The 12,467-nt window shown below is 39.0% G+C and carries 8 protein-coding genes; 6 read left to right on the top strand and 2 right to left on the bottom strand.

The genetic code is table 11. The features are described from left to right. Complete coding sequence (locus ACRCA4_RS02000; protein WP_433183404.1) at positions 1-453, bottom strand: thioesterase family protein; 453 nt, start codon at positions 451-453, stop codon at positions 1-3. 129 nt (positions 454-582) lie between these two features. Here ACRCA4_RS02000 and recQ point away from each other — a divergent pair, with 129 nt between their 5' ends. Then, on the top strand, positions 583-2,406 hold the full coding sequence (recQ, locus tag ACRCA4_RS01995; RefSeq protein ID WP_433183401.1) for a DNA helicase RecQ: 1,824 nt from the start codon (positions 583-585) through the stop codon (positions 2,404-2,406). Here the strand turns inward: recQ and ACRCA4_RS01990 are convergent. Continuing rightward, positions 2,376-2,687 (bottom strand): c-type cytochrome, encoded by a 312-nt coding sequence (locus tag ACRCA4_RS01990; RefSeq protein WP_433183398.1) that lies wholly within the window; start codon positions 2,685-2,687, stop codon positions 2,376-2,378. The two genes, recQ and ACRCA4_RS01990, sit on opposite strands and share 31 nt — an antisense overlap. Positions 2,688-2,877: 190 nt before the next feature. On the opposite strand from ACRCA4_RS01990, the gene ACRCA4_RS01985 reads away from it, so the two are divergent. The 5 genes from ACRCA4_RS01985 (at position 2,878) to ACRCA4_RS01965 (ending at position 12,303) form a co-directional block, all read left to right on the top strand. Then, positions 2,878-5,739 carry an EAL domain-containing protein gene (locus ACRCA4_RS01985; RefSeq protein WP_433184396.1) on the top strand — a complete coding sequence of 954 codons (2,862 nt, stop codon included), beginning with the start codon at positions 2,878-2,880 and terminating at the stop codon, positions 5,737-5,739. A 101-nt stretch (positions 5,740-5,840) separates the two neighbouring features. Next, positions 5,841-6,446 carry a YkgJ family cysteine cluster protein gene (locus ACRCA4_RS01980; protein ID WP_433183395.1) on the top strand — a complete coding sequence of 202 codons (606 nt, stop codon included), beginning with the start codon at positions 5,841-5,843 and terminating at the stop codon, positions 6,444-6,446. 185 nt (positions 6,447-6,631) lie between these two features. Further along, a complete protein-coding gene (locus tag ACRCA4_RS01975) occupies positions 6,632-7,222 on the top strand; it encodes an Hpt domain-containing protein (protein WP_433183393.1) in 591 nt (196 codons plus the stop codon). Next, positions 7,185-11,393 (top strand): response regulator, encoded by a 4,209-nt coding sequence (locus tag ACRCA4_RS01970; protein WP_433183390.1) that lies wholly within the window; start codon positions 7,185-7,187, stop codon positions 11,391-11,393. Before ACRCA4_RS01975 ends, ACRCA4_RS01970 begins: the two co-directional genes overlap by 38 nt. Next, positions 11,383-12,303, top strand: a complete 921-nt coding sequence (locus tag ACRCA4_RS01965) for a diguanylate cyclase (protein ID WP_433183387.1) — start codon at positions 11,383-11,385, stop codon at positions 12,301-12,303. Before ACRCA4_RS01970 ends, ACRCA4_RS01965 begins: the two co-directional genes overlap by 11 nt. Positions 12,304-12,467: the final 164 nt, after the last annotated feature.

Below are 12,467 nucleotides of genomic sequence, written 5' to 3'. Positions count from 1 at the left end.
TTACCCCACCAAATAAGTACCAGTGCCTACCGCAATATGCACGCCTTGTTCATTATGTAACTCCATTCGACAAACCGCGACTTTATTACCCGTTCGAATAACGTGAGCGGAAGCAATAAAGGTATTACCACGACCAGGTCGTAAATAATCAGTACGAATATCAATCGTACTCATTTTACTCAGTCGTGCTGCGAGTTCTGCTTTATCATTAATACTAAAACGGCCCAGTGCCGTTGATACCGCCATCAGGCCACCTGCAGTATCTAATACCGAGCTAATAACGCCACCGTGAAGAATTTTCTGCATAGGATTGCCCACTAAGGTGTCTGACCAAGCAAAGCTGACTTGCACATTATCCACAGCAAAGTGGGTAACTTTTAAACCTAACAAGCAATTAAACGGCATTTGATCAAAAGCTTGGGCGATAAAGGGTAATAATTCATTATCAGACATATCTATCTTAGCGCTAGCTACTATTAAACGAATCACTCACGTTAACCCTAGATGCATTTTCTAGCAAGCATGTACTTTCTGCCATTTGTCATTACAATAGTCGCAGAATTTACTTATTGATTATGCTCTGTGACTGCTGATTTATTACCTCTGTTAAAACAAACTTTTGGTTTTTCGCAATTTCGTGATGGCCAAGCTGAAGTGATCGCAGCAACCTTGCAAGGCCGCGACAGCTTTGTGTTAATGCCTACTGGCGGTGGTAAGTCTCTATGTTATCAATTACCTGCCCTAACTTTACCTTTAGTGACTATAGTGGTTTCGCCATTAATGTCATTAATGAAAGATCAAGTTGACGCACTTAAAGCCAATGGCATATCGGCCGAATTTATTAACAGCAGCCTAAGCCGCGAACAAATAATGCAGATATTCTCTCGGCTACGCCGCGGTGAGCTTAAGCTACTCTATGTCGCGCCAGAGCGTTTATTACAACCGGCTTTTTTAAGTCGATTAGAAGATGTCGGTGTTAGTTTATTTGCAATAGATGAAGCCCACTGTATTTCACAATGGGGCCATGATTTCAGACCTGATTACATGGCATTAGCCTTATTAAAACAACGTTTTGCTAATGTACCTATTATGGCGCTGACGGCTACCGCAGATGCAGCCACACGCCATGACATTATGCAGCAATTAGGCTTGCAACAGCCATATGTGAATCAAGGCAGCTTCGATCGACCCAATATCCGTTATACCGTACAAGAAAAGTTTCATCCTTTAGAGCAAGTTATTAGTTTTTTACAACGCCAAGATGGCGCAGCTGGCATTATTTACTGTGGCTCTAGGCGCAAAGTAGACGAACTAACAGAGCAGCTATCTCTTCGTGGTTATAACGCTGCGGCATACCATGCGGGTTTAACTAGTGAACAACGCGATAAAGTACAAGACAGCTTCAAACGTGACGATTATCAACTAATCGTCGCTACTGTTGCTTTTGGCATGGGAGTAAATAAATCCAATATCCGTTTTGTTATCCATTATGAATTGCCGCGTACTATAGAGGCTTACTATCAAGAAACCGGTCGTGCCGGTCGTGATGGCGTGGCAGCTGAAGCCATGATGTTATTTGATCCTGCAGATATAGGCAGAATGAAACGCTGGTTAGATGCCGAGCCTAATCAACAGCGCGCAGAAGTCAGCTGGCAACGTTTTTTGGCTATGGCAGCCTTTGCCGAGGCCCAAACCTGCCGGCGTTTAGTGCTATTAAATTATTTTGGCGAAGCAAGACAACAGCCTTGTGGCAACTGCGATACTTGCTTAAACCCACCGCAACAATTTGATGGCTTAGAATTAGCACAAAAAGCCTTATCTTGTGTGTATCGTGTCGGCCAGCGTTTTGGCATGCACCATGTTATTGATGTATTACGAGGCAGCCAAAGCCAAAAAATTATTGAACTAGAACATGACAAATTATCCACCTGGGGCATAGGCAAAGATCAAACCCATGACTACTGGCTAAGCATATTGCGCCAGCTAATCCACTTTGGCTTATTACAACAAGATATCACGGCACATTCAGTGTTAAAACTGCAACCTGCGGCACGTTCAATTTTACGTGGAGAAATGGCGCTATCTTTAGCAAAACCAAGAATTGAAGCTAGTAAGCGCGAGCCTGAGCGCTTAATAAAACAACATTATGACCGAGCACTTTTTGCTAAATTAAGGGCGCTGCGTAAACATATTTCAGCCCGAGACGATGTAGCACCTTTTGTTGTATTTAGTGATGCAACTTTAATAGATATGTGTCAAAAACTGCCAACAGATAATACTAGTATGCTTGCAGTAACAGGGGTTGGCCAAACAAAACTTGCCCGTTATGGCGCAGATTTTATTGATGAAATTTGTGACTTCTTAGCCAACGACAATCAACCATTAGCCGGTAAACTAGCAAAATAAGCCGCTAAATTTTTTATATCCTGGTCAGATAATCCCATTACCATAGGTGACATAATGGCATTTTTACGCTCGCCATTGCGGTAGGCCTTAATAGCATTTTCTAAGTATTGCTGTTTTTGACCTGCTAAATTTGGGTAAATGGCGATAGTTGATATGCCATTATTACCATGACAAGCACTACATAACCCCGCTTTACTTTTGCCGGCATTAATATCATCAGCAACAACATTGAACGAGGTTAAAATAAAAACACACACCCCTAGACAGAATCGCAACATCATTAACTTCCTTTGACAAGAAACAATAAGTAAACACCTAAATCGAAGAAGACTCAAATTTTATTTACTTATGAATATAAAGTATCTAACTTTAAATAATGTTGCCCTCAGATGTTCATTAAGCTATGTTACTGTTTAAAAAAGACCATTTCCCTTATTGTTATAAAATATCTTATAAGAGGCTGCTTTGAAAGTGTGTTTTAGGCTGCTATTAATCTATGTCTTCTTGTTTACCTCTCCTTTATTCGCATTGCAGATTGAAGTTAATCAGCTGAATAAAAACAGCGAATCTAACCTAACCTTAAACCAACTTTATTTTCAAATTACAGATGCTAACGTTAAATTAGATGATTTATTAGCTTCAACCACAGCCCATCATCAATTTCAGCCCGTCACAAAAAAACAGCAAGTGCAATTCAAGGAAAAACAAGCTGTATGGTTCCATGCTTCAATAATTAATACTCAGTTTCATACCATTACCCCTATTTTAGAATATCATTTCCCTCCGGCTGATCTGGTTGAGATTTACCAAGTTAATCGCCAAAGCCAAGACATTAAATTACTTGGTAGGGCTGGAAATAATTTACCTTTTTACGAACGAAGTCTGCCTTACCGCAGCTATGCGGTTAATTTAACCTTAGCCCGTGGTGAGCAAATAGATGTTTACATAAAAGTACAAGATGCAGCTATAGTGCCGAGTAATATTCGCATCTGGCAACCTAACGCTTTTATTGACTATCAACAACAAACTGCCATGTTCGATGGTATTCTACAAGGTGTAATGTGGTTATTAGCCTTCTATAACCTACTATTGCTGTATCAAACCAGAGATAAATTATACTTATACAACACAGGCTTCTTTATTTGTTTTTCTCTCACCTTTGCTGTTCTAAATGGGATGGCATTTGCAGCCTTGTGGCCGAATCATCCCGAAATAAATCAAGCCACGTTATACTTAAGTACAGGCGCAACCTTGTTGATGTTTAATTTAGCCATTCGTCATGCGTTACGACGTTATTTAACCGGTTTTTGGCGTTGGTGTAATATTGCTAGCAGCCTAGCTGCACTCACTTTATTATTTAGTCCGCTTTATGCAAGTGGCGAACTGAAACTGCTACTGTTATTTAGCTGTATCGGCTGGATATTAATTAGCAATTTCTTTTTAGCTTTGCGTTTAATCAACGCCGGTAAACATCAATCGAAACGTTTTATTTGGATTTCTATTCTTACTGCCCTCAGCGCGGCTTTACTTACAGCAACCCAAGCAGGTTACCTTAATAATATTTTAAATTGGCCCTACTTACTGCTAGCCGTTATTTTGTTTAGCTTAGCGCTAACCAGTTTTAATCTGCAAAGACTCACAAAAAATCAATCCATTAGTCAGTTAACTGCCGAAGTCAAAGAGCTACAGCAATACCATGATATATTTCACAATGCTGTTGAAGGCTTATTTATCACAACTTTAGATGGCCAGCTTATTAATGCCAATGCTGCTTTAATCAGTATTTTAGGTTATGACTCTTTAGCTAGCCTGAAAAAAGCAACCGAAAAAAAAGGCATGAGCATCTTTTATACTGAAGAGCAACAGCGAGCAGAAGTTGTGGCGCAATTACAAACAGGATATAGCCGTAACTTTGAAATGCCTGCGCTACGTGGTGATGGCTCAACTTTTTGGGGTTTGATGTCTGCACGTTTATCAAAGGCACCTAATAGTAATAGCAATATTATTCATGGCTCAGTTATCGATATTACCGATAAGAAACACGCCTATGAGCAGTTGAATTATTTAGCCAATCACGATCCTTTAACCGCACTATTCAATCGGCATTATTTTGAACAGCAAATTTCTAATCTATTAACCTCATCGTCAAAAGCGACTCACTGCGTACTCTTTGTTGATATAGATCAATTTAGGCTGATCAATAGTAGCTGTGACCACAATGCAGGCGATGCATTACTGAAACAGGTTAGTGATTTATTTAAACAGCATCTAAATAGCCGCTACACCCTAGCTCGATTAGATGGCGATGAATTTGGTGTTTTATTGGCCAACAAAACCATAAAAGAAGCTTATGCTTTAGCCTACCGCTTACTGGATGCAATAAAAGAATTTAGGTTTATTTGGCAGGATAATATTTTTATCGTTAGCCTAGGTATAGGCATAACCGAAACCTTAATTAATGATGTTAACCCAGATGCCGTTATCAAGCGAGCTGGTGCAGCTTGTACTATTGCTAAGCAAAAGGGTCAAAATAGAATTCAGCTTTATGACGCCAATGATCAAGATACGCAGCGGCACCAAAATGAAATAAACTGGGTTTCTCAATTACGCCATGCTGTTGAATTTGATCAGTTTGTGCTGTACCAGCAAATAATCAAGCCCATATCGGCAGTGGAGCAAGGCTTACATTACGAAATTTTATTACGATTACGGACCGAAGATAATAATATCATTGGTCCAGATAGCTTTATGAGCTCAGCAGAGCGTTATGGCTTAATGCCATTAATTGATCGTTGGGTTATTAAACAATATTTCCACTGGCTGCAACAACATCCAGCTCATTTAAAACAATTAAGCAAATGCTGTATAAACTTATCAGGGAGCTCGTTGATCGATGCTAACTTTAAACAGGATGTGCAAACGCTATTCCATGATTATAATATTGCTTACTCATTAATTTGTTTTGAAATTACAGAAACAGTAGCTATAGTAAATTTACAAAACACTGTTGATTTTATAAATCATTTCCGCAAAAAAGGCTGTCAATTTTCACTTGATGATTTTGGTAGTGGTTTTTCATCTTATGGTTACTTAAAAAACTTTCCTGCCGACTATATTAAAATTGATGGTCATTTTGTAAGAGATTTACTTGACGATCCTTATGACAAAGCTATTGTAAAGTCGATTCACGATATAGCCCAAGCGATGGGAATGCGCACTGTTGCTGAATATGTAGAGAACGAACGCATATTAAATGAGTTAAAACTGCTTGGGATTGATTATGCTCAAGGTTACGGTATAGCACGTCCACAACCTTTAGGAAATTTACTCTAAAAAAACAGCTGTTTTCATTGAAAATATCTTGCTGAATTTCTTATCTCAGCAGTAAAATGCGCAGCGATATTTGATCGCCTAAACCATTCGGTTGGAGTGTTATGCTACATCTACGTGAACTATCGCGTCGTGTTGAGACTGTGCTTGGCGAAATAACTGAGAAATTTTCAACCTACCAAAAGCAACAAGGCTTAAACTGTCGTACAGGTTGTGGTGAATGCTGCCTACAGCCCACTATTGAGTCTACGCCTTTAGAAATGCTACCCCTTGCATTATATTTTTTTGATCAAGGCAGCGCAGAGCATCTCTTACATAAACTAGAAACTGAGCCGGTACAAAAAAGCTGTATGCTTTATCAAAAAAAGTCTTTTGATGGCAAACAAGGGCACTGTACTGTTTACCAACAACGACCGAGTATTTGCAGAGTATTTGGGGCTGCTGGCTTTCGAGATAAATTAGGCAAAACGGCTATTTCAGTGTGCAAAGTAATTAAGGCTGATCTGCCAGAGCAATATGCACAAAGCCTGATTATGATAACCTCGTCGCCGCCTCCGCTTATGATGGTAGCAACAGAAGCGTTAAAAGAAGTAGATTATGCCTTTGGTAATACAATGCAGCCAATTAATTTGGCCCTTAAATACGCCTTAGAAAAAGTGTTATTTATTGCTTCTTTATCTTGTCATAACGATAACAGCAATATTGCTTAAGCAAAATAAGTTCATATACCCCTTATTTAGCCATGCATAGTTTAATCTAACTATGCATGATTAGATCGTTCCTCTGCTTGTTCGCTATTTCAATTAAAGCTATTTACAACTAGTTTATCTTGCATTATTTCTTATACATGCTTAAATCTGAATAATACCGTTACTAAGATCTAAGTTGTAAATCTGTGAATGTATTAAATACCACTACCCTAAAAAATTTGATGTTGCTTTCACACAAAAACCAAGCTCCTCTACTGAGCTTATTACAAAATATGGTAGATAATTGCCCTGCTAACATTACTGAACTACAACAAAATTTTCAAACCAGCAATTTTACTTTAGCTAAACAGGCTCTACATAAAATACGCGGCTCATTTGCCACTATAGGGGCTGATGCCTTTGCTAGTAGTTGCTCAGCAATAGAACAAGAGCTAGAGCGAGAGAGCTTACCCAGTGCTGCTGAACAAACCGCACTATTTACGTTATACCAAGACAGCTGCCAAGCCTTACAGGCATTTATTCAGCAACATAACAATACCAACACTACACCAGAGACCATAGTTGACTTAACACAATTACTACAGTTTTTAGAGCAGCATAATATGGCCGCAACAGCACTTGCTAATAAAGGCAGCGCTCAACTGAAGCAACTACTGCCAGCTCAAGATAGCCAGAATTTTTTTACACTATTAGCCCAACTTGACTACGCAGCAGCTGCAGAACTATTAAGACCCCATATTGTCAGTAAGCAATTTAAACAACGCAAAGGCGACTGAAGTGCCCGAAGAAAAAAAGATAAGCAACAAGGGTAAAGTAACGCATTTAGGCAAATTATTTTTGCTGCCACTTCTTGTGATGACGCTGTGTATTTTTATTAGCTTACATTTTATTAAGCTTGCCACAGACGAAAATAACGAGCATATAAAAAAAGAAATGCAACAACGATTGCAAGAGGTTAGCACGGCTATTTCAGAAAAAATGAGCTTATATCAATATGGTTTAAGCGGTTTACGAAGTGCGATATTAACTAATGGACATGACAACTTAAGCCATGAAACAATTATAAATTATTCCGCTAGTAGAGATAGTAAAGCTGAATTTCCCGGCGCGCGTGGTTTTGGTCTTATTCGTAATATACGACCATCAGAACTGCCTGATTTCATGGTTAAAGCGGGTACAGAGCGTGACCGAGAATTTACACTACAAACGCTTGATAACCCAAACGACTCTTACTTTGTTATTCAATATATTGAACCTGAAATCCATAACTATAATGCCGTTGGTTTAAACATTGGCTCAGAAGCCATGCGCCGTAACGCTGCCCTAAATGCAGCAAAGAAAAATCAAACCCAACTCACCGCTCCGATAACGCTAGTGCAAGCCGAACAAAAAAGCCAGCAAGGCTTTTTGCTGTTAATGCCTATTTATACGACTCTGACGACGCCAAGCTCTGAGCTGAAAAGACTCGAGCAGTTATTTGGTTGGAGCTATGCACCTATACTTATAGATGAAATTTTAGCGACTGTTTCAGATGTTAAACCTGATATTACTTTAGCTATATCAGATGTGACTGACGATGATGAATTAAATTTTTACAACTATGGTAATAATAAAACGGCGGCCTCTGTTCCTGCTATAACAAACTCCTTAGATTTGTTTGGCCGTACTTGGCAGTTAACAATGGCGGTGCAACCTAGTTTTATTGACGTTTTACAACTAACTGACACTAAAAAACTATTGCGCCAGTATATAGTGATAAGCAGTTTAATTGTTTTATTAATCTTTTTTATCCAAATTTTGTTTATTCGCCGCCGTCAGCTTGCCGAAAAACAAGCCCAGCTTATTGCAATCAAAGCAGAAACATTACAAGCAGCAAACGCCAAACTAGAACAACAAGTAATACAACGCACCGCTGAAATTGCCCAAGTGAGTAACTTACAGCGTAGTATTGTTAATGGCACTAACTATGCTGTTATAGCAACCGATATAGACGGTATTATCACCTTATTTAATCCTGCTGCCGAGAAAATGCTCGGTTATAGTAGTAAAGAAGTAGTGAATAAGCAGAGTCCTAGCCTATTTCATCTTAAAGATGAGGTTGAACAATACGCTAAAACACTCAGCGCGAAACTGCAAACGACTATCGCCGCCGATTTTTCGGTTTTTGTCGCTTTAGCAAAATTAGGCGAACAAAATGAAGCTAAGTGGACTTATGTACGTAAGGATGGCTCACACTGCCCTGTTAAGTTACGTATAACAGCCTTAATGAGCGATGATAATAGACTTATTGGCTTTTTAGGAATTGCCGAAGATTTAACTGAGCAACAGCAACTTGAGTTTGAGCTTGAACTTACTCGTGTTTCAGTAGAAAAAGCCGCTGATCCTATGTTTTGGCTTAATAGCAGCGGCGATATTTTAAAAGCTAACCCCGCTGCACTGCGCATCTTCGGTGCTGAAAATTTATTGGAACGCACAATTTTAAGTGTTGAGCAAGGTAGTAGTGAGCAGCAATGGTCACAAATAGTTGACTTACTGCATAAACAGTCTGAAGTGCGCTTTAACCGTCACTATCAAACGCACAGTGGCACCATTATTCCAGTGTCTATCACCGCAACCTTATTTGAGTTCGCTAAAACTGAATATATTTATCTTGTGGCACGGGATATTTCCGCTCAACAGCAGCGTGAACAAGAGTTAGCTACAGCCAGGGATAATGCGAATAAGGCTAATGAAGCTAAGTCTGCTTTTTTAGCTAATATGAGTCATGAAATTCGCACCCCTATGAATGCGATTTTAGGCTTACTTCAACTTATTCAACAAACAGACTTAACTAACCAGCAACGAAACTATATTAAAAAAACCCAAGTCGCTTCGCAATCATTACTTACCATCCTAAATGACATCCTCGACTTTTCTAAGGTTGAGTCAGGTAAGCTAGAATTAGAGTTACATTCATTTAGTCTCACTGAATTACTACATGAACTAGCCGTTATTTTAACAGCTAGCGCTGCTGATAAACACTTAGAAATTCTATACGATTTAGCCACTGACATTCCTGATTTATTGATTGGTGATGCGCTACGTATTAAACAAATTTTAATTAACTTAGCTGGCAATGCGATTAAGTTTACTGCTCAAGGTGAAGTGATAATCTCGGTTAAAGCCTCTAATACAAGCGGCAACAATATACTCCTTGAAATAGCTATAAAAGATACTGGGATAGGGATGACAAAAGAGCAAATCAACCATATCTTCAGTGGCTTTCAACAGGCAGAATCTTCAATTAGTCGTCGATTTGGTGGTACGGGTTTAGGGCTTGCCATTAGTAAACGTTTAGCCGAACTAATGCAAGGAAGTATAAGTGTAACAAGTACACCTAATGTTGGTAGTGAGTTTACTGTTACTTTAGCTCTACAAGTAGCTGATGAGCAAGTTCAGCCTAAAACATTAAGTTTACCTAAGCAATTAAAGGTATTAATTGTTGATGATAATCATCAAGCCCGTCTTATTATGTCAGATATAGTGCAATCTTTTAATTGGACATCAAATGCAGTCGAAGATGGTAAATCCGCACTGAAGGCCATTAAAGAGGCCATCAGTCAGCAGCACAAATACGATTTAATTTTACTGGATTGGCATATGCCTGAACAAAATGGCTTAGAAGTCGCTAAAACTATCCAGACCACTATAGATAAAAACCAGAAGCCACGAATCATTATGGTCAGTGCTTATAGCAAAGATATTTTTTCTTACCGCGCTAATACAGACAAAGAATTAATTGATGGCTTTATAATGAAACCAATGACTCATACCCTATTAGCACAAGAGCTACAAGAAGTGTTTCATGGCCCGGCCTTAAGCGAGCAGCTAATTCAGCATCAACCCGAGCAACAAAATAATCCTTTACAGAATTTAACCTTATTATTAGTAGAAGATAATTTAACTAACCAGTTGGTTGCCTCAGAATTATTAAGCCAGCTTGGCGCTAAAGTCGACATAGCCAGTAGCGGCAAAGAAGCTCTGGCCAAACTAACGAATAAGCCTGAGCAGTTTGCTGTTGTGCTAATGGATATTCAAATGCCAGAAATGGATGGTTACCAAACAACCTACCACATTAGAAATACACTTAAGCTAACTCAATTACCCATTATTGCTATGACAGCAAATGCTATGGCCTCAGATATTAAGGCCTGCTTAGAAGCTGGCATGCAAGACCATGTTGCTAAGCCATTTAATTTAACTGAACTGAGTAATAAAATACTATTACATACTAAAAACAGCGCTGTGATTGACCAAGAACCTGCTGAATTAACAAATGAGGCAGTGCCAACAGCATTAATTCAATACACAACAGAGCAAGAGATTGACTTTAATTCAGCGCTACAGCGCTTAGGTAATTCAGTGGAGTTTTACTCTAAGGTATTACAGCAATTTAAAGTAGATATTGAGCAATACCAGTCGCAGCTAATAAACCAGCAACAAAGTGTCAATGACCAACTGTTGATCTTTCATAGTTTAAAAAGTACTGCTGCTATGTTAGGTTTTAATCAGTTGTCAAAATCAGCAAGTGAGCTAGAGCAACAACTTGACCAAACTAACACTGTGATTAATCAAACACAGCAAGTTGAGCTAATGGTTCAACTTAGCCTAGCTCAGGAGCAAAGTGTAACAATACTGCAGTTGCTGTTATCTGATGTAGCAGAAGAAAGCCTAGATTTTAATCTTGAGCAGTTAGCTGATAACATCAACCTATTGCAGTCACAGTTAAATTCCGCCAATATGGCTGCTCTGGGGTTATTTGAACAATTAGAGTCTTCGTTGCTACAATTGGCACCAGAGATAACTGCACAACTTGACCAAGCCTTAACAACACTAGACTTTGCTTCTGCAGAGCAGTTAGTAGTAAAGCTGAAGCAGATTATAGATAGGCGAATGAATGAGCAATGAGTTAAACCTGTCATACTTACAATCATTAGATGATGCCACTATTTTAGTGGTTGATGATCAGCCTATTAATATTCAAGTTATTTACCAAATTTTAGGTGACCAATATCAAATATTAATGGCAACTTCTGGCCCTGAAGCTATTAAGGTTTGTAAGAAAAGCATGCCAGATTTAGTACTGTTAGATGTTGTTATGCCAGAGCAAGATGGCTTAACAACTTGTAAGAAGATGAAACTTGATCCAGATATCGCTAATATTCCGATTATTTTTGTTACTGGCCTACAACAACAAAGCGAAGAAAATGCCTGCTGGGAAGCGGGCGCTGTAGACTTTATTCAAAAGCCCGTTAACCCAAGCACCTTGATAAACCGCGTTAAAGCCCACTTATTATTAAAAAAACAATCTGACTTACTGCGCTCTTTTGCTTATGTTGATGGTTTAACAGGTGTGTATAACCGTCGCTTTTTTGATCAGTATTTAGCTAACCAAATTGCGGTTTGTAAACGTTTACAGCAACCTATCGCAGTTATGATTATTGATATTGATTACTTTAAAAAGTATAACGACCATTTAGGCCATTTAGCCGGTGATGATGCATTAAAATTAGTCGCACAACGCTTAAAAGCGGTGTCGAAACGCCCTGCAGACTTAGTTGCCAGATATGGTGGAGAAGAGTTTATTTGTGTTTTACCCAACACAGATATTAGCGGTGCCAGCCACCTAGCAGAAAAAATGCTAACCGGTATTCGAGAACTAGATATAGAGCACCCAACCAGTCCCTTAGGCCAAGTGACTGTTAGTATTGGTGTAGCCGCAACAACTGACTATAAAGTTAATCTTACCCAATTAGCAGATGAACAATTATATTTAGCCAAGCAGCAAGGCCGCAATAGATTATGCTATGCGCCATAATCATGACGTTGCTTATCAATATGTCTAAATAAAACGACGTTTACTTATTCACTCTCTTAATTAAAGCTAGTAGTTCCTTTTCAGCAGCTGGACCATCAGCCGCTAAAACACGTCTCTTTATCGCGCTGGGGTTTGTGTAAATGACAGATAGCGAGTAGTTTATC

The organism is Rheinheimera sp. WS51, assembly GCF_050936095.1.
Taxonomy (GTDB): Bacteria; Pseudomonadota; Gammaproteobacteria; order Enterobacterales; family Alteromonadaceae; genus Alishewanella.
Note: the sequence above shows the minus strand (reverse complement) of the source record. Positions and strands in the feature narration are given on the sequence as shown.